Annotated in this window: 16 protein-coding genes and 1 pseudogene; 9 read left to right on the top strand and 8 right to left on the bottom strand. The window is 65.1% G+C overall.

Going from position 1 to position 18,903, the window contains the following annotated elements; translation table 11 throughout:
- The first annotated feature begins 27 nt into the window (after positions 1-27).
- Positions 28-1,103 (top strand): annotated as a pseudogene (locus ACVILI_RS07755) (NAD(P)/FAD-dependent oxidoreductase).
- On the opposite strand, the gene ACVILI_RS07750 reads toward ACVILI_RS07755, so the two are convergent.
- The 3 genes from ACVILI_RS07750 to ACVILI_RS07740 form a co-directional block, all read right to left on the bottom strand.
- The gene (locus ACVILI_RS07750; RefSeq protein WP_457102377.1) at positions 1,097-2,470 is read right to left on the bottom strand and encodes an amidase; all 1,374 of its coding nucleotides are present in this window, start codon (positions 2,468-2,470) and stop codon (positions 1,097-1,099) included. The pseudogene ACVILI_RS07755 and the gene ACVILI_RS07750 overlap by 7 nt on opposite strands.
- 321 nt (positions 2,471-2,791) lie before the next feature.
- On the bottom strand, positions 2,792-3,592 hold the full coding sequence (locus tag ACVILI_RS07745; protein WP_019862917.1) for a class II glutamine amidotransferase: 801 nt from the start codon (positions 3,590-3,592) through the stop codon (positions 2,792-2,794).
- 15 nt (positions 3,593-3,607) lie between these two features.
- On the bottom strand, positions 3,608-3,856 hold the full coding sequence (locus tag ACVILI_RS07740) for a DUF6356 family protein (RefSeq protein ID WP_038651849.1): 249 nt from the start codon (positions 3,854-3,856) through the stop codon (positions 3,608-3,610).
- A 113-nt stretch (positions 3,857-3,969) separates the two neighbouring features.
- On the opposite strand from ACVILI_RS07740, the gene ACVILI_RS07735 reads away from it, so the two are divergent.
- From ACVILI_RS07735 to ACVILI_RS07715, 5 genes are all read left to right on the top strand, one after another.
- Positions 3,970-4,440 (top strand): Lrp/AsnC family transcriptional regulator, encoded by a 471-nt coding sequence (locus ACVILI_RS07735; RefSeq protein WP_038651846.1) that lies wholly within the window; start codon positions 3,970-3,972, stop codon positions 4,438-4,440.
- A gap of 96 nt (positions 4,441-4,536) precedes the next feature.
- On the top strand, positions 4,537-5,022 hold the full coding sequence (gene dut / locus ACVILI_RS07730; protein ID WP_019862914.1) for a dUTP diphosphatase: 486 nt from the start codon (positions 4,537-4,539) through the stop codon (positions 5,020-5,022).
- Positions 5,022-5,681: an HAD family hydrolase gene (locus ACVILI_RS07725; protein WP_019862913.1), complete on the top strand. Its 660-nt coding sequence runs from the start codon at positions 5,022-5,024 to the stop codon at positions 5,679-5,681. The genes dut and ACVILI_RS07725 overlap by 1 nt, the downstream gene beginning before the upstream one ends.
- Before the next feature lie 172 nt (positions 5,682-5,853).
- Positions 5,854-6,708, top strand: a complete 855-nt coding sequence (locus ACVILI_RS07720; RefSeq protein WP_038651840.1) for a hypothetical protein — start codon at positions 5,854-5,856, stop codon at positions 6,706-6,708.
- A gap of 76 nt (positions 6,709-6,784) precedes the next feature.
- Entirely contained in the window at positions 6,785-7,588 is an 804-nt protein-coding gene (locus ACVILI_RS07715; RefSeq protein ID WP_019862911.1) for an isocitrate lyase/PEP mutase family protein, read from the top strand.
- 27 nt (positions 7,589-7,615) lie between these two features.
- Here the strand turns inward: ACVILI_RS07715 and ACVILI_RS07710 are convergent, their stop codons facing one another.
- On the bottom strand, positions 7,616-8,314 hold the full coding sequence (locus ACVILI_RS07710) for a sulfate transporter family protein (RefSeq protein ID WP_038651834.1): 699 nt from the start codon (positions 8,312-8,314) through the stop codon (positions 7,616-7,618).
- 94 nt (positions 8,315-8,408) lie between these two features.
- Entirely contained in the window at positions 8,409-9,311 is a 903-nt protein-coding gene (locus ACVILI_RS07705) for a DMT family transporter (RefSeq protein WP_038653775.1), read from the bottom strand.
- Positions 9,312-9,554: 243 nt separating this feature from the next.
- Between ACVILI_RS07705 and ACVILI_RS07700 the strand changes: the two genes are divergently transcribed.
- Positions 9,555-10,547 carry an adenosine kinase gene (locus tag ACVILI_RS07700; protein ID WP_027047691.1) on the top strand — a complete coding sequence of 331 codons (993 nt, stop codon included), beginning with the start codon at positions 9,555-9,557 and terminating at the stop codon, positions 10,545-10,547.
- Between the two features lie 272 nt (positions 10,548-10,819).
- On the top strand, positions 10,820-11,512 hold the full coding sequence (locus tag ACVILI_RS07695; RefSeq protein WP_038651831.1) for an antitoxin Xre/MbcA/ParS-like domain-containing protein: 693 nt from the start codon (positions 10,820-10,822) through the stop codon (positions 11,510-11,512).
- A 12-nt stretch (positions 11,513-11,524) separates the two neighbouring features.
- On the opposite strand, the gene ACVILI_RS07690 is transcribed toward ACVILI_RS07695, so the two are convergent.
- Both ACVILI_RS07690 and ACVILI_RS07685 read right to left on the bottom strand, forming a co-directional pair.
- Positions 11,525-12,610: a sensor domain-containing diguanylate cyclase gene (locus ACVILI_RS07690; RefSeq protein WP_019862901.1), complete on the bottom strand. Its 1,086-nt coding sequence runs from the start codon at positions 12,608-12,610 to the stop codon at positions 11,525-11,527.
- 175 nt (positions 12,611-12,785) lie between these two features.
- Entirely contained in the window at positions 12,786-15,065 is a 2,280-nt protein-coding gene (locus ACVILI_RS07685; protein WP_019862900.1) for an NADP-dependent malic enzyme, read from the bottom strand.
- Between the two features lie 214 nt (positions 15,066-15,279).
- Between ACVILI_RS07685 and mutS the strand changes: the two genes are divergently transcribed.
- The gene (gene mutS, locus ACVILI_RS07680; RefSeq protein WP_240564588.1) at positions 15,280-18,006 is read left to right on the top strand and encodes a DNA mismatch repair protein MutS; all 2,727 of its coding nucleotides are present in this window, start codon (positions 15,280-15,282) and stop codon (positions 18,004-18,006) included.
- Here the strand turns inward: mutS and ACVILI_RS07675 are convergent, their stop codons facing one another.
- Positions 18,007-18,852, bottom strand: coding sequence for an aldo/keto reductase (locus ACVILI_RS07675; protein ID WP_038651821.1), 846 nt, complete (start codon positions 18,850-18,852; stop codon positions 18,007-18,009).
- Positions 18,853-18,903 lie beyond the last annotated feature (51 nt).

Here is an 18,903-nt window from a genome sequence, read left to right as displayed (position 1 = left end):
CGGCGGACAACAGGTAAAGGAGTGAACATGGCTGCGGTGAAACAAGTGATCGTCATAGGCGCCGGCATTATCGGCGCCTCGATCGCCTGGCATCTGACCAGGGCAGGAGCGCAGGTCACGGTCATTTCCGAAAGCGGCGCGGGTGGTGTCGCGACGCCCAATTCCTTTGCCTGGATCAACGCCAGCTGGGGTAACCCCGAAATCTATTTCCGGCTGCGCACCCGCGCCATGGCCGAGTGGAGGCGACTGGCGAACGAGTTGCCTGGGCTGCCGCTCGCCTGGTGCGGCGGGCTATGCTGGGACCTGCCGGCCGACCGGCTCGAAGCCTACGCGGCCGAACATTCTTCATGGGGCTACGGCATCGAACGCGTTGGCCGCGAGCGGGCGGCGCAAATCGAACCCAACCTCGTCGAGCCTCCTGAATTCGCTGTTTATGTCGCGGAGGAAGGCGTGGCCGAGCCGGTTGCGACGGCCAGGGCCTTGCTGGCGGATGCCGAACGGCATGGCGCGGGGGTCATTGCCAGCACGGTCTCGGCGCTGGCCCAGGCCAACGGCAGGACGACCGGCGTGGACACGTCGCATGGGCTGATTGCCGCCGACGAGGTGGTGATCGCCGCTGGCGTCGGCTCTCCCGACATCGCCGCGCGACGGCCGGCATCAAGCTGCCGATCGAAACGCCGCCCGGCCTGATCGTCCATTCGCGGCCCCACAAGAAGCTGCTCAACGGCCTGGTGCACGCCGAGAGGCTGCATGTGCGCCAGACGGCCGAGGGCCGCATCATCGCCGGCTCGGATTTCGCCGGCGGCGATCCCGGCCAGAACCCCGAAGCGACGGCGCGCGACCTGTTCGCGGTGACGAAGGCGGCGTTGCGCGGCGCCGAGGGGCTGGAACTCGATTTCCACACCATCGGCTACCGCCCCCATCCGATCGACGGCTTTCCGATCATCGGCCGCGCCGAGGGCATGGACGGGCTCTATGTCGCGGTGATGCATTCGGGCATCACGCTGGCGCCGGCCGTCGGCCTGTTTGCGGCCCGGGAAATCCTCGACGGCGAGCGCGACCCGCTGCTGGCGCCCTATGGGCTGTCGCGCTTTGCTCAATAGGCCGGCGGGCGGCGAAAGCCCCTGGTAAGCGGCTCAATGGCCGCCGCGACACCAAGAAGCCGCGCCTCCGACCAGCGTTTGCCGACCAGTTGCAGGCCGATCGGCAGGCCGTCGCGGTCTTCTCCGCATGGCATCGAAAGTGCCGGATGGCCGCTGTAGTTGAAGACGGCGCCATAGGCCGGCAGCATCCAGTAGTCCTGATCCTTGCCGTCGACCTTGATCGGCGTGCCCGGCTCGCAATGTGGAAAGGCCGTGGTCATCGCCACCGGGCAGAGCAGCGCGTCCCAGTCGTCGAAAAACCGATCCCAGGCGAGAATGGATGTGTCGCGGCGGGCGAGCGCTTTGAACCAGCGCGAGATCGGTGTCGGTCGCTCCGGCGGCTCCGGCTGTGCGGCCTCCATCATCATCCCGATCAGCTCGCCGCCCTGTGCGAGATCGTCGTGCACGTCGAGCCTGGGCAGTTTCGCTTCCGCGACGAGGGCGCCGGCCGATTGCAACTGACTTGCGAGGTTTTCGACCGCGACGCCGATAGCGCCGGCCACCGGCAAGCCGGGGAAGGACGGCGCGAAGGCAATGCGCAATGTCTTCAGGTCGAGCTTCGGCGTGGTCTCGACCGGCACCGGCGCCAGATCGGCGTCACGCCCATCCGGCCCGGCGATGATTTGATAGATCAGCGACAGGTCATCCACGCCGCGCGCCAGCGGGCCGAGGCAGGACATCAGCCGCACGCTGCGCGCGGCATTGCCAGGATTTGGGAAGGCGCCGGCCAGCGAGACGCGGTGTTCGGTCGGCTTCATGCCGTAGACGCCGCAGAAGGCGGCCGGCAGCCGGATTGAATCCTGCATGTCGGTGCCGACATCGAACGATGTCATGCCGGCCGCCACCGCCGCCGCGGCGCCGCCGCTGGAGCCGCCCGCCGTACGCTCAAGGTTCCATGGATTGCTGGTGCGCCCGAACAGCGGATTGTCCGACTGCCAGTCCGACAGCATGGTGGCGACATTGGTCTTGGCCATCAGCACACCGCCGGCCGCCTTCAGTCTCGCAACGACCGGGCTGTCGTGGCTCGCGACATAGTCGGCGAAGGGCGGGAAGCCGACCGTGGTTTTCATGCCGACGGTTTCGTGCATGTCCTTCAGCGTGAAGGGAACGCCATGCAGCGGCCCGGGCGTGGCGCCGCGCGCGAGTGCCGCGTCGGCCTTCTTTGCGCGTTCGCACGCGCCCTCCCTGTCGAGCGAGATGACTGCGTTGACGCCTTCATTGTGCCGGTCGATCTGCGCCAGATGGGCATCGAGTGCTTCGACGGCGGAGATTTTGCGCCGAGCGATGGCGGCGGCGAGTTCGACGGTTGTGGAGAAGACGGGATTCATGATCAAGGCTCCGGCTTGGCCGCTTGGTTGGAAAATGGCGGACAGCGGCACGACTTCAAGCGGAGTTGAGCATTCGGAGCTTGGCTGCGTTTGATCGGAATTGCGCCGGCCGTCTGTTGAGGTCGGTACTCTACGGCGCCCCCCCCTCTGTCCTGCCGGACATCTACCCCACAAGTGGGAGATTAGCAGCTTCGGCGCTTCGCTCAGTCTTGCAACGTTGGAGATTGGCGAAAGCCGTCGCGACATCCGATCTCCCCCCGTGGGGAAGATGTCCGGGAGGACAGAGGGGGGCGCTGGCCCCCGGCGTAGCTGCAAGTGCGACTAGACGGCCACAGCCAGCCTGGCCGATGCGGGCGCGAAAGGACGGATGGCCATGCCATCCCCAGTCATGGTGACGAAGCTCGACGGCGGGATCGCCTGCCAGTCTCCACCCTCGCGATCGAAAGGTTCGGAGACGATGCAGCGGCCGCCGCCTTTGCGCAAGGAGGAGGTGTAGAGCGTCGGTGCATGGGCGTCGGTGGCATAGCGCACCGCGTGCAGCGCCTGCCCGTCCGAGAAGGCGGCGGTGAGTTTCAGTGCCGGTTCGAGGCCGGCGCGGCGCGAGGCGTCGAGCACACGGGCAGTGGCGCGCGAGACCGCGCCTTGCGGGTCGCCAGCCAATCCCTCGTCGATCATCAGCAGGAAGAACAGTTCGGAATCGGTGGTGCCTTCGCGCTGGTCGAAGACGGCGTCGGACAGCGAATTCTCCAGCGCGCGGCGGATCTTTTCAAAGCCGCCGATCTGGCCGTTGTGCATGAACGACCAGGGACCGGAGATGAAGGGATGGCAGTTCATGCGGCTGGTGGCGCCGCCGGTCGAGGCCCGCACATGGGCGAGGAACAGGCCGGATTTGATCTGCCGGCACAGGCTCTTCAGATTGGGATCGGACCAGGCCGGCAGGATGTCGCGGTAGAGGCCGGGCTGCGGCCGGTCGCCATACCAGGCGAGGCCGAAACCGTCGCCATTGGTCGGCGACTTGGCTTCCTGGGCGCAATGGCTCTGGGCGATCAGCGAGTGGCAGGGCGCCGTGAGAATGTCTTCAAGAAAGACCGCTTCACCGAGATAGGCCGCCCACCGGCACATCGCTTCTGTCGTCCTCTAGGCGCGATCCATGAGACCCGCCGGCTCCTTGGTCGCGTGTGTGCCTCTGTTGTGCGTCCGTTCGTAGAGCTCGCGGACGATTCGGCTGGCGGTAGTCTCGAAGAGAAATGGCAAGAAAGCGTGAACGAGCGCGGCGCCCGCCGCCAGCAGCAGGCGCGAGGAGAACCAGGCGGCAAAGGCCATATGGCCGAAATAGGTTTCGCCGACCTTGGCGGGGTGAGAAGTGAACATGCTTGCGACCGACATTGAGATCCCCTTCAGCACTTGCGTTCCGATATAAGTATCCTGACACGCTTCGTCGGTTCATCGGTCCCAAAATGTCCTTGTGTTTTGTCATCCCGTGGGACAAACATCCCAATATGGCGCTGGATATCGATGAAATAGACCGAAAACTGCTTGCCGAATTGCAACGCGACGGCACGCTGTCGGTCGACCAGCTGTCGGAACGGGTGGCCTTGTCGCGCAATGCCTGTTGGCGGCGCGTCAAGCGGCTGGAGGAGGATGGCGTCATCACCGGCCGCGTGGCGCTGGTCGATGCCGACAAGCTCGGGCTTGGCCTTTCGGTGTTCATCCTGGTCCGTACGTCCAACCATGATCCCGACTGGTTGCAGAAGTTTCGGGCGGCGGTGACCAGCCTTCCCGAGATCACCGGCGTCTACCGCATGTCCGGCGACCTCGACTATGTCCTGCGTGCCCGTGTTGCCGACGTGAAGGCTTATGACCGGCTCTACCAGCGGCTGATCGCCAAGGTGGCGCTGTCCGATGTGTCCGCCTCCTTCGTCATGGAGGAGATCAAAGAGACGACAATTGTTCCAATGGAAGTGCGCTAAAGCGTGCTCAGGTCATAGTGATGCCTGAAAGAAAGCCGTTGATAGCGGCGCGGGCGAATTGACCGAATCGGCAATCGCGCCGATAGGATCGATTTTATGCGCGCAGCCCTCCAAAACTCCTCCGTCATCGGTCCGACCGTCGGCTTCGTCAGATTGCCGCATGCTGAAGGACTTCCCCTCCCCGCCTACGAAAGCACCGGCGCCGCCGGCATGGATCTTCGCGCGGCGGTACCCGACGACCGGCCGCTGCTGATCCTGCCGGGAAAACGGGCTTTGGTGCCGACCGGGCTGATCCTGGAGATTCCCGAAGGCATGGAAGGCCAGGTGCGGCCGCGCTCCGGCCTTGCCTTCAAGCATGGCCTCACCGTGCTCAACTCCCCCGGCACGGTCGACAGCGACTATCGCGGCGAGGTGAAGGTGCTTTTGATCAATCTCGGCGACGAGGATTTTGCCGTGACGCGCGGCATGCGCATCGCCCAGATCGTTTTCGCCGCGGTGACGCAGGTGGCCGTCGAAGAGCGTTCGCTGGCTGGCGGCACGGCGCGTGGTGCGGGCGGGTTCGGATCGACCGGCACCGCCTGATGCAAATACCAAAGCTGGTTATCTTCGACTGCGACGGCATCCTCGTCGATACGGAGAATCTCGCCAATCGACGCCTCGCCGAATGGTTGGCGGCTGCCGGCTATCCGACAAGCTTCGAATATTGCCGCAAGAATTTCTCCGGCCGCAGCATGGCTTCGGTGCAGAAAGAGATCGAGGCGGCGACCGAGGTCCGGCTTGGCGCCGATTTCGTCGAGCGCTGGAATGCCGGCCTGCCGGACCTGTTTTCCCATGGCGTCGAGGCGATCCCCTATGTCCGGGAATTCATTGAGACGGTCCGCGCGGCCGGCATCCCCTATTGCGTGGCCACCTCGGCCAGGATTTCGAAGATGCACATCACGCTCGGCCAGACCGGGCTGTTGCCATTGTTCGAACATGCGATGTTTTCCTCGACCATGGTTGGGCGCGGCAAGCCGTTCCCCGACCTGTTCCTGCATGCGGCCAAGACCATGGGCTTCGCGCCCGTCGACTGCATCGTCATCGAGGACAGCGTCGCCGGGACGCAGGCCGGTATCGCCGCCGGCATGCGGGTGTTTTCCTATCATGGCGACCCCTATTCCGACCGAGATGGCCTGATCGAGGCCGGCGGCATCCTGTTCGACGACATGCGCGAGCTGGCCGGGATGGTGCCGATCCACTGATCTGGTTCCGGCACGGCTGCACGATGCTGGAACCCGTGCTAGAGCGTTTCACCGTTTCATGGAAACGGCGAACCGCTCTAACTCTTTGTTTTGACGCAATTCCAGGCGGAAAACCGCTCACACTTTTCCTGGAACTGCTCTAGCGTGAGTGGCCTGATCTTGGGGGGCGCTCATGCCAACGAACCTTTTCCGCTTCATCCTCGCCGTGATGCTGCTGCCGCTCTTGTGGACCGCGGCCGGCGCGCAAACCGTCAGCTTCCCGGATCTCGGCAGCGCCCTGCCCGGCCGCAGCGATGTCACCTATCTCGACCTGGCCAAATTGGTCATCCCGAGCCTCGCCTCGGACGGGAATGGTTTCTACAAGGGCGGATTGCCGATCGAGATGCGCCATATCGAGGGACCGGATAGCGGCGGCTCGCCGCCAGAGACATCCAGCTTCCCGAATGCCGCCGTGCTTGCCATCAGGGCCGGCGGCCAGGACCGACTGGCGATGCTGTTCGACCTTGGCGACTCTCCCGACAGTGCAGAGGGCTATGCTGTGCTGGCGCTCTACGACGTCACGGCCAAGCCGAAACTGCTCGATGCGGCCAACGTCGCGGTCGACCGCAGCACCTATTTTCGCGAGCCGAACAAGCTCTCGATCGGCGCCGGCGACGACATGCTGATCACCATGAGCACGCATTTCAATTCGAGCCAGGGCTATGTGATCACGCCGCTGATCATGGTCCGCGACGACAAATTCGAGCTGGTCGACATGATCTACACGTTCGACGAAAGGCTCTGCGCCTACAGCCGCAAGCAGGATGTGACCTTCCAGACCATCGCCGACGGCCAGCCTTATGCCGCCGTCAAGGTGACGGTCACCGACAGCATCGTGCCAAGCGATGAAAGCTGCGATGACGCGCCGCCCGAAGCGTCGTCGCACGACATTTCCGTCACCTATCATTGGGACAAGAAGACATCGCGCTACGTCAAGGATTCCGACGCGTTCGAGAAATTGGCAGCAGAGAACGAGAAACGCTTCTGAACCAAGCGCATTTATTTGCCCGGCCGAAGACGGCGCGATAGCATCCGCCCCCAAACACTTGTGATGGGGAGCATTCATGGACAAGGGCAAGATCTTTCGTGACCTGCATGCCTCGACTTTCGTCATGCCCAATCCCTGGGATCCGGGCACGACCAAGCTGCTCGGATCCTTCGGTTTCAGGGCGCTGGCGACGACAAGCGCCGGCTTTGCCTTTTCGCGCGGCCTGCCGGACGGCGCGGTGACCTTCGAGCAGATGATCCATCACTGCCGCGAGGTGACGGCGGCCACCGACCTGCCGGTCTCCGCCGATCTTGAGAAAGGCAAGGGCGACAGCGCCGAGCGGGCCGCCGAAACCATATTCGCGGCGGAAGCCGCCGGCCTTGCCGGCTGCTCGATCGAGGACCACACCGGCGATCCCGACAGGCCGATCTATGATTTCTCCCACGCGGTCGAGCGCGTCGCGGCGGCGGCGGAGGCGGCGCGGGCCTTAAGACGCGATTTCGTCTTCACGGCGCGGGCAGAGAATTTTCTGTGGGGCAAGTCCGATCTCGACGACACCATCAAGCGGCTGCAGGCCTTCGAGAAGGCCGGCGCCGACGTGCTCTATGCGCCTGGGATCGGCGACGTCGAGATGGTGCGAACGTTGTGTTCGGCGCTCAGCAAGCCGGTCAACGTCATGGCGAAACCGGGCTTCACCATCGCCGATCTCTCAAAGGCCGGAGTGAAGCGCATTTCGCTCGGGCCGTGGCTGACCAATTTCGCCTATGGCATGCTGGAGACGGCGACGCGCGAAATCCAGCAGGACGGCACGTTCGGCTTCACTCGCGCCGCCATGCCGTTCGGCAAATTGCAGGCGCTGTTCGGCAAATCCCCGGATTAAGCGGCGGCCGTCATAAGGCGACCGTGGTCAGCGACGGCTTTCCCGCGCCGAAACCGCCTTGTGCAGATGCACCATCATGGCGGCGGCGAAGAGTGGCGTCAGCAAATTGAGCAGCGGCACGGCAAGGAAGGTCGCTATGACCAGCCCGGCGAGAAACACCGTGCCGGCATACTGCCGGCGCAAGGCCCTGGCTTCATCCTCAGGGCGAAAGCGCATCGCGGCGAATTCGAAGAATTCGCGGCCGAGCAGATAGCCGTTGACGATGAAGAAGGCGGCGATGTTGATGCCCGGCACCAGCAGGAGCATGAGCGCCACGATGTTGCCGAGGATGACGACGCCGAAGAACTTTATCGCCAGCACCAGCGACCGCAGCGCCGGCATGGCGCGCCCGACCGGGTCGCGGGGATAATCGGTGCGCTCGACCACTTCGGCGACATCGTCGAGGAACAAGCCGGCGATCACCGCCGTGACCGGCGCGACGAGCAGTGCCATGCCGAAGGCAAGGGCGATGGCCGCGATGATGCCGCCAAGCCAGCCGGCCCAGGACGGTATGCCCGGCAACAAGGTCTGGAGCCATGGTAAAGCCAGCCACTCGACAAGGCTGGTCAGGCCGAACCACAAGGCGACCAGCGCCAGCACGGTCAGGCCGAGCGTCTTGATGAACACGGCACGAAACGGCGGCGAGAGCAGCTCGAAGACCGCGATGCGGGCAGCGTCGAAAATCACCGTGTTTCACCCCCCGGGTCGCAGGACACCGCCGGAAGGCGGGACGCTTCCGAGATAGGCAGCGCGGGCCGCGAGCACAAGTAAATCGGGGCGTCTAACGGGCGAAGGCCGGTTTACGGACCGCAATGGTCATGGCCGCGACGCCGGCCACGACAAAAGCCATGCCGAGCCACGCCGTCGGCCCCAGGCTTTCGCCGAGGAAGACGGCGCCGATGCCGACGCCGATCGGCACGCGCAGATAGGCCTGCGACGTGGTGCCGACGGAACCCAGCGTGTGGATGAGGCGGAAATAGATGACGAAGGCAAGTGCGGTCGAAAACACCGACAGGCCGAGCAAGGCCAGGATCGACGCCGTCGATGGCGCGAGCGCCCAGGGCTGGTCGACCACCAGGCTGAGCGGCACCAGCATGACCGCGCCGCACAGCATCGAGCCTGCCGCCGGCAGCATCGGATCGAGACCCTTGAAGCCGCGGCCGAAAATGGCGGCGCCGGCATAGCAGATCGTCGCCACGACGATGGCGACCTGCGCCCACAGCTCGTGGCCGAGACCACCCAGCGCCTCCGTGCCGACAATAAGGCAGATGCCGGCTATGCCGGCACCGACACCGATCAGCTTGCGCACCGTGACCGGCTCGTGGCGGGTGATGAGCGCCGTCAGCAGGAAGGTGAAGATCGGCGAGGTCGCGTTGAGGATGGTGGCGAGGCCGGCATCGACCGAGCGCTCGGCCGCGGCGATCAGCGTGAACGGTATGACGCTGTTGAGGCAGGCCTGGAAGGCGAAGCGGCGCCAGATGGCCAGGTCGTGCGGCATCGCAAGTCCGCGCCAACGGATGACGGCGAACAGGATGCCGCCGGCGATCAAGGTGCGGGCGGCGATGAAAGTCACCGGAGGGATGGTTTCGACGCCGATCTTGATGAAAGTGTAGGAAGCACCCCACAGCACAGCCAGCACACCGAGCAATGCCAGGTCGGTTGTCGTGTCGTTCTTTGCGGACATGGGCCTGCCGTATTCCGATGTGATCGATCGGGCTGACTTGTAGGCAACGCCGCGAAGAAATGCTTCGTCCACGGTCGAATTGTCGTAGCGCCTGGCGTGTCGCGCTCCAGGGCTCGTTGCAATTCAGGTCAGGCCGGCATCACCTGAATAGCAACATGCCCTAGGCAAAGCCGCCGCGAATCGCTAAACCCGCGCCCGGCCAGCGTGACAAGAAGCCGGCTCGGGTTTGTGGCGGAGACATTGATGCCGGATTATGACGTGCTTTGCATCGGCAATGCCATTGTCGACATCATCGCCCAGTGCGAGGAGGCATTCCTCGAAACCAACGGCATCATCAAGGGCGCGATGAACCTCATCGACACCCACCGCGCCGAACTGCTCTACAGCCGCATGGGTCCGGCGATCGAAGCCTCCGGCGGCAGCGCCGGCAACACGGCGGCTGGCGTTGCCTCTTTCGGCGGCCGCGCCGCCTTCTTCGGCAAGGTCTCCAACGATGGGCTGGGCGAAATCTACGCCCACGACATCCGCGCGCAGGGCGTCGCCTTCGACACCAAGCCGCTCACGGGCGAGCCGCCGACGGCGCGCTCGATGATCTTCGTCACACCCGACGGCGAACGCTCGATGAACACCTATCTCGGCGCCTGCGTCGAGCTTGGGCCGGAGGATGTCGAGGCCGACAAGGCATCGGGCGCCAAGGTCACCTATTTCGAAGGCTATCTGTGGGACCCGCCGCGCGCCAAGGAGGCGATCCGGCAGACGGCCAGGCTGGCGCATGCGGCAGGCCGCGAAGTCTCCATGACGCTGTCGGATTCGTTCTGCGTCGACCGCTACCGCGACGAATTCCTCGAGCTGATGCGCTCGGGCACGGTCGACATCGTCTTTGCCAACAGCCACGAGATCAAGTCGCTCTACCAGACATCGTCCTTCGACGAGGCGCTGGCCAAGATCCGCAAGGACTGCAGAATAGCCGCCGTCACCCGCTCGGAAAAAGGCTCGGTCATCGTGCGCGGCGACGAGACCGTGGTGATCCAGGCGACGGCGATCCGGGAACTGGTCGACACGACGGGCGCCGGCGATCTCTACGCCGCCGGCTTCCTGCATGGCTATACGCAAGGCCGCGACCTCAAGACCTGCGGCGACCTTGGCTCACTGGCCGCCGGCCTGGTGATCCAGCAGATCGGCCCAAGGCCAAGGCAGAACCTGCGCCGCGAGGCGGAACAGGCTGGGTTGCTGTAGAGCTCCTTTCCCTTCTCCCCCTGTGGGAGAAGGAAAAGCGGACCGCTTCTCACCGTCGCGCAGTTGTCACATATCGCTCCTACACGAAATCGAGAGCGTCCCGTGACTGACATTTCGGGGCGCCCGCAGTCAGATGGGATGTTGAAAAGATGCAAGACAGCAAGCTGTCGGGCGGCGCGATCCGTTGCCGCCATGATTTCCGTTTTCCGCAGTAGATATTCAGCAATCGGCCGCGGCTGAGGGAGGAGCGCACGCGGCCGGAAGACATGTGCATGAGCAGATTTCAGACAACCGGTCTTGGACAGGACGACTTCGCGGAGATGGTCGCGGAGGACGTCGAACGTGCGCTTGCCCATTATGACGAAGCGATAAACCAGTCCACCGTGGTCTCGGTCGGCAAGATCGCCGGCAGCATAGCATCCGCCGTCACCTTGCTGTCGCCAAAGCACCAGCGCGCCATCGACGCCATCCATGCCGACCTTCCCGGCCTTGCCTCGAAATTCGTGCGCGCGCTGGCGGCCGAAGCCGCGCGCCGCAGCGAAGCCGGCGTCACCGATATGCCGAGGGCGTTGCCGGCCGATGAAACGCTTGCCCCGCCGCCACGGTCCGACGACCTTGAATCGATGCTGATCGAGGACTGGGCCGGCCGCGTCGCCGGCTCGACCTATCTGGAGGAAAACCTGCGCATCGCCCGCTCGACCCTGCACCGCTGGCAGAGGCGCGGCGACGTCATCGCCTTGCGCAAGGGCGGCCGCAAGCACGTTTTCCCGCTGGCGCAGTTCGTCGACGGCAGGCCGGTCGCCGGCATAAGCAACGTGCAGTCGCTGATAGGCAATCCGAGACTTGCCTGGCTGTGGCTGACGCGCCCAGCGGCACGGCTCGACGGCCGCGTTCCGATCGACCTGCTGCGGCAGGACCAGATCGAGGAGGTCGTCGAAGCGGCACGGGCGTTCGCGCCGGGCTGAAGCCGGCGATAGCTACGCCGTCTTGCGAAGACGAGGCCTGGGCGATGGCTGTTGTGGCGCCATTTCGCTCGCGGTGACGAGCCGGTTTCGGCCGCTCTTTTTGCCGATGTACATCAGCCGGTCGGCGAGCGCGATCAGCGCTTCGGAGTCGCCGGCTTCCGCCGGATACATCGCCACGCCAACGGTGCAACCGACCTGGATGGCGCCATTGGGCGCGGGGACCTTGATTCGCAACCTTTCCAGGATGCGTTCGGCGACGCGCACGGCCTTCTGCCGTGCCAGCTCGGTGTCGGCCGAGAACAGGAAGGCGAACTCGTCGCCGCCGAGCCGGGCGACGAAATCTGCGCTGCGCAGGATCGAGCGAAGCTGGCTCGACACACGCTGCAGCAGCGCATCGCCGGCCTCGTGGCCGAGCGTGTCATTGACTTCCTTGAACCGGTCGAGGTCGATGAACAGCAGCCCGGCCGCCTCGCCGGTGGCGCCGCAGCGGGCGACCACCGATTTGAGCTCGTTGTGGAACGCACGCCGGTTGGGCAGGTCGGTCAAGGCATCGTGGTTGGCCGAATGGTCGCTCTGCTGCTTCGCCACCTCGATCTCGCGCTTTTGCGCGGAGAGTTCCTCGTTGGCGGTCTTCAGATCCAGGACCAGCTGGGCGTTGAGGTCCTCGACGACCTTGCGGTCGCTGATGTCGACGACGAAGCCCTCCAGGAATTCGAGTTCGCCGGCTTTGTCCCAGACACCGCCGCCGATCTCGCGGACCCAGAGCGGTTCGCCGGCCCTGGGCACGATACGATAGTCGACGTTCCAGTTGCAGCGCGCCTCGAGCGCGGCGTCGACGGCGGCATAGACCGATGGCAGGTCATCCGGATGGATGGCCGAGACATAGTCGCGCACCGCATTGTGGATGAAATCGCTCGGCCGATAACCGCTGACGGTGAAGATGCCGTCGCTGATATAGAGCATGGTGTAGGACGCGTCGTTGCGGCAGCGGTAGAGATAACCGTCCATGCGGCCGGTAATGCTGAGCAAGGCGTCCAGCCGCTCGTCGTGGTAGACCCCCGGGCCGGCCGTGGGTACGGAAACTCCGTCATGCTTCATGGCCGCACCCCCATTTAGCGGTCTGAGCGCGCCGTGGATGCCGTTACGGCATGCGGCAAGAGTTTCCGTATATCAGGTGAATCTTATCAATCTGTTATGGGGAGCCGACGGCGTTTCGAGCGCCGCCGGGTTCGAAGAGCCGGATCGTTGGCTTCCGCCTTCGACGGACCGGCCCTCAAGTCCCCGCCGTGTACGCCGCGATCGCCGCCATGTTGACGATGTCCGAGTCCTTGGCGTTCAGCGAGACGATCTGCACCGGCTTGTTCAGGCCGACCAGCAACGGGCCGATGACCGTCGAGCCGCCGAGTTCCTGCAGCATCTTGGTCGAGATCGAGGCCGAGTGGAAGGCCGGCATGATCAGCACATTGGCCGGGCCGGTGAGGCGGATGAATGGGTATTGCGCCATGGCGCGGGCATTCAGCGCGACGTCGGCGGCCATTTCGCCGTCATATTCGAAATCGACGCGGCGCTTGTCGAGGATGCGCACGGCTTCCTGGACGCGTTCGGAGCGCTCGCCCTGGGGGTGGCCGAAGGTGGAATAGGCGAGCATGGCGAGCCTCGGCTCGTAGCCCATGCGGCGGGCAAAGCCAGCCGCTTCCTCGGCGATATCGGCGATCTGCTCGGCATTCGGCATGTCGTGCACGGCGGTGTCGGCGACCAGCACGGTCTTGCCCCGCGCAAGCACGATCGAGACGCCGATGACGCGGTGGCCGGGCTTGGCGTCGATGACGCGGCGGATGTCGTCGAGCGCGGTGGAATAGTTACGGGTCACGCCGGTGACGATGCCGTCGGCGTCGCCCAGCGCCACCATGCAGGCGGCGAAGTGGTTGCGATCGTTGTTGATCAGGCGCTGGCAGTCGCGGAACAGGAAGCCTTTGCGCTGCATGCGCTCGTAGAGATAGTCGGTGTAGATGCCGTTGCGGCGCGACAGCCTTGCATTGATGATCTCGATGCCTTGCTTGTTGAGGTCGATGCCGGCGTGCTTGGCGTTTTCCTTGATGACGTCGTCGCGGCCGAGCAGGATGGCGGTGCCGAGGCGCTGGTTCACATAGGAGACGGCGGCGCGCATCACCTGCTCCTCCTCGCCCTCGGCGAAGACGATGCGCTTGGGCTGGCGGCGGACGCGGTCGTAGATGCGCTGCAGGGTCGAGGCGATCGGGTCGCGGCGAGCCGACAGTTCCTGCGCATAGCGGTCGAGGTCGAGGATCGGCTTGCGGGCGACGCCCGACTCCATAGCTGCCTTGGCAACCGCCAGCGGAATGGCGGAGATCAGCCGCGGGTCGAACGGTACCGGGATGATGTAGTTGGGCCCGAATTTCGGCCGGTTGCCCTGATAGGCGGCGGCGACGTCGTCGGGCACGTCCTGGCGCGCCAGTTCGGCCAGCGCGCGGGCCGCGGCGATCTTCATGTCGTCATTGATGGTGGTCGCCCGTACATCCAGCGCGCCGCGGAAGATGTAGGGGAAGCCGAGCACGTTGTTGACCTGGTTCGGATAGTCCGAACGGCCCGTCGCCATGATGGCGTCGGTGCGGATCTCGGCCACTTCCTCCGGCGTGATTTCCGGATCGGGATTGGCCATGGCGAAGATGATCGGGTTCTTGGCCATCGATTGCACCATGGCGGTGGTCAGCGCGCCCTTGGCCGAGAGGCCGAGGAAGACGTCTGCGCCGTCGAGCGCCTCGGCAAGGCTGCGTGCCTCGGTTTTCACCGCATGCGCCGACTTCCACTGGTTCATGCCTTCGGTGCGGCCCTGGAAGACCACGCCCTTGGTGTCGCACAGGATGATGTTTTCGGGTGCGAAGCCCATCGCCTTCATCAGCTCGATGCAGGCGATGCCGGCGGCACCCGCGCCGTTGCAGACCAGCCTGGTGGTCTTCATGTCGCGGCCGGTGATCTCCAGCGCGTTGATCAGGCCGGCGGCCGAGATGATGGCGGTGCCGTGCTGGTCGTCGTGGAAGACCGGGATGTCCATCAGCTCGCGCAGGCGCTGCTCGATGATGAAGCACTCCGGCGCCTTGATATCCTCGAGGTTGATGCCGCCGAAGGACGGCCCGAGGAAGCGCACGCAGTTGATAAACTCGTCGGCATCCTCGGTGTCGACCTCGAGGTCGATGGAATCGACATCGGCGAAGCGCTTGAACAGCACCGCCTTGCCCTCCATCACCGGCTTGGAGGCCAGCGCACCGAGATTGCCGAGGCCAAGGATGGCGGTGCCGTTGGAGATGACGGCCACCATGTTGCCGCGCGTCGTATAGTCGAAGGCGCGGCTGGGATCCTCGGCGATGGCGCGCACCGGCACGGCGACGCCTGGCGAATAGGCGAGGCTCAGATCGCGCTGCGTCGTCATCGGCTTGGTGGCGACGATCTCCAGCTTGCCAGGCCGGCCCATCGCATGGAATTCGAGCGCTTCCTGCGCGCTGACGGACGGACCGTTGTTCTCGGTTTTCCTGGCCATGATGCTTTTGATTTCCTCGCCGGTGCAGCACCTCCTTGAAGCGGGTGCTTTGTTTCGGTCCGAATTAAGACCACGCGCCGCCGCGTGTAAACCGCCAGCGCGCGGGAATCGCAGGCCGAAGGACAATTGCGTGCAAACGATCGCCTCGGTCTTCCCCTGCTTTTCGAAGCTCCGGCATTAAACCCGGCCAACACATCTGCTAGCGTGCCGCGCCATGAACATGCACCTAGCGAATGAGCCCGACGCCCCCGAGGTGATGACGCCGCCGCCCGGCACGGCCGCCGTCACGCCGATGATGGAGCAGTTCATCGAGATCAAGGCGGCGAACCCGGATTCGCTCTTGTTCTACCGCATGGGCGATTTCTACGAGCTGTTCTTCGACGACGCCGAAAAGGCGAGCCGGGCGCTGGGCATCGTCCTGACCAAGCGCGGCAAGCACCAGGGCCACGATATCCCGATGTGCGGCGTGCCGGTGCATGCGGCCGACGACTATCTGCAGAAGCTGATCGGCCAGGGATTCCGCGTCGCCGTCTGCGAGCAGATCGAGGATCCGGCTGAGGCCAAGAAACGCGGTTCCAAATCGGTGGTGCGCCGCGACGTGGTGCGGCTGGTGACGCCGGGCACCATCACCGAGGACAAATTGCTGGCGCCGTCGGAATCGAGCTTCCTGATGGCGCTGGGCCGGGTGAAGGGCGGCAGCGACCATTCCTTCGCAATTGCCTGGATCGACATCTCGACCGGCGCCTTCCGCGTTGCCGAGACCACCGCCGACCGGCTGCTGGCCGACATTTTCCGTGTCGATCCGCGCGAGCTGATCGTCGCCGAGCCGGTGTTCCATGATCCCGAACTGAGGCCGGTGTTCGACGTGCTCGGCCGCGTCGCAAATCCACAGCCGCCGTCGCTGTTCGATTCTGCCTCGGCCACCGGGCGCATCGCCCGCTTCTTCGACGTGGCGACGCCGGACAGTTTCGGCACGTTCTCGCGCGCCGAACTGTCGGCGATCTCGGGCGCCATCGCCTATGTCGAGAAGACGCAGAAGGCCGAGCGGCCGCCTTTGTCGCGGCCGGAGCGCGAGGAGCAGGGCTCGACCCTGTTCATCGATCCGGCGACGCGCGGCAATCTCGAACTCTTACGCACGCTGTCCGGCAGCCGCGAGGGCTCGCTGTTCAAGGCGATCGACCGCACGGTGACCGGCGGCGGCGCAAGGCTGCTCGCCGACCGGCTGATGGCGCCGCTGACCGACCCGGTGGCGATCGGCGCGCGCCTGGATTCGGTGTCGTTCTTCCGCTCCGAAACCCGGCTTTGCCAGGCGGTGCGGACGAGCCTGAAAAGCGTCGCCGACATGCCGCGCGCTCTGTCCCGGCTGGCGCTCAACCGCGGCGGCCCGCGCGACCTTGGCGCCCTGCGCGCCGGTTTCGAGGCGGCCGGCGCTATCGTCGAAATCTTCGCCGCAACCGCCCTGCCCCAGGAACTGGCGGTTGCAATGGCCGCCATTCAGGCGCTGCCGCAGGCGCTTGCCCAGCATCTGACCCAGGCGCTCGGCGAGGAACTGCCGCTGCTCAAGCGCGACGGCGGCTTCCTGCGCGGCGGCTACCACCCGGAACTCGACGAGATGCAGGCGTTGCGCGACGAATCGCGAAAAGTGATCGCCGGGCTGGAGCGCTCGCTGATCGAGGAGACCGGCATCCGTTCCCTGAAGATCCGGCACAACAATGTGCTGGGTTACTACATCGAGGTGACCGCCAACCATCATGCGATCATGACCGGCAGCGATGGCGCCAAGGCGCGCTTCATCCACCGCCAGACCATGGCCAATGCCATGCGCTTCACCACGACGGAGCTTGCCGAACTCGAGACCAAGATCGCCAACGCGGCAGACCGGGCGCTCAGCATCGAACTGGCGGCGTTCGATACGCTGACGGCGCAAGCCGTCGGCGAGGCGGAAAAGATCCGTGCCGGCGCCGATGCGCTGGCAGCGATCGATGTCTCGGCGGCACTGGCGCTGCTTTCGGAAAGCGAAGCCTGGTGCCGGCCGGTCGTGGATTCGAGCCTTGCCTTCGAAATCTCCGGCGGCCGGCATCCGGTTGTCGAGCAGGCCTTGCGCCGTTCCGGCGACGGGCCGTTCGTCGCCAATGATTGCGACCTGTCGCCGGAGGGGAACGCCAAGAACGGCGCGATCTGGCTGCTGACCGGCCCGAACATGGGCGGTAAATCGACGTTCCTGCGGCAGAACGCGCTGATCGCCATCCTGGCCCAGACCGGCTCCTTCGTGCCGGCAACATCGGCCCATATCGGCGTCGTCGACCGGCTGTTCTCGCGCGTCGGCGCCTCGGACGATCTGGCGCGCGGCCGTTCGACCTTCATGGTCGAGATGGTCGAGACGGCGGCGATCCTCAACCAGGCCGGCGAACGGGCGCTGGTGATCCTCGACGAGATCGGCCGCGGCACCGCCACCTTCGACGGCCTGTCGATCGCCTGGGCGGCGGTGGAGTACCTGCATGAGAAGAACCGCTGCCGGGCGATCTTCGCCACCCATTTCCACGAAATGACCTCGCTCGCCGGCAAGCTGGCGCGGCTCCACAACGTCACCATGCGGGTCAAGGAATGGGAAGGCGACGTCGTCTTCCTGCACGAGGTCGGCAAGGGTGCCGCCGACCGCTCCTATGGCGTGCAGGTGGCGCGGCTCGCCGGCCTGCCGGAAGCGGTGGTCGACCGGGCCAAGCAGGTGCTGCACCAGCTGGAGGAAGGCGAGGTTTCCGGCAAGACCAACCGGCTGGTCGACGACCTGCCGCTGTTTTCCGTGGCCATGAAGCGGGAGGCGCCGAAGCCGGTGAAGAGCGACGCGCTCGGCGCCGCGCTGGGCGAGATCAACCCCGACGAGATGACGCCGAGGGAAGCGCTGGAAGCGCTTTACCGGCTGAAGGGACTGGCGGGGAAGTAGTCAGATCATCTCCAGGCCACGCTTGCGGGTCGGTGGCGGGAACGCACGGTCGAGGTCGGTGATGTCCTGCGGCGTAAGCTTTATGTCGAGCGCCGCAAAATTCTGGCGGACGTGCTCCTGGCTACTGGCTTTCGGAATGGCGATGACGCCTTCCTGCTGCATCACCCAGGCCAGGGCGATTTGTGCCGCGGTCGCATTGTGGCGGGCGGCGACGGCGTCAAGCCCAGTATTGCGTGCCAGCGCGCCCTGCTCGACCGGCGAATAGGCCATCAAAGGGATGCCGCGCTTGCGGCTCCAGGGCGCCAGATCGAATTCGGGGCCACGTCGGACCAGATTGTAAAGCACCTGGTTGGTCTGGACGTTGCCACCGTCGGGCAAACCGGCCAGGTCCTCCATGTCCTCGGTGTCGAAATTGCTGACGCCCCAATGGCGGATCTTGCCGGCCCTCCTCAAGGCCTCGAAGGCTTCGACCGTCTCCGCCAAAGGCACGCTGCCCGGCCAATGCAGGAGATAGAGATCGATGCGGTCGGTGCGCAGGCGCTTCAGGCTGTTCTCGCAGGCGCGCTGCACGCCGGCGCGCGACGCGTTCGATGGCAAAACTTTCGAGACCACGAAGACCTCGGCGCGGCGCCCGGCAATGGCTTGCGCCACCACTTCCTCGGCGCCGCCGCTGGCATACATTTCGGCGGTGTCGATCAGCGTGAGGCCAAGATCGAGGCCGAGTTTGAGAGCGTTGACCTCATCGGCACGGCGACGCGAATCCTCACCCATCTTCCACGTGCCCTGGCCGAGCACTTGAATGGCTTCGCCAGAAGGCAGCGTGGTGGTTCTGATGGTGGATGGCATGGCAGGCTCCGTTTGAGGCCGAATCGCATCACAGGGCGGGCGAGAGAATCC

It is taken from the genome of Mesorhizobium sp. USDA 4775 (genome assembly GCF_054062655.1).
This window is presented reverse-complemented; position numbering and strand designations above follow the sequence as displayed.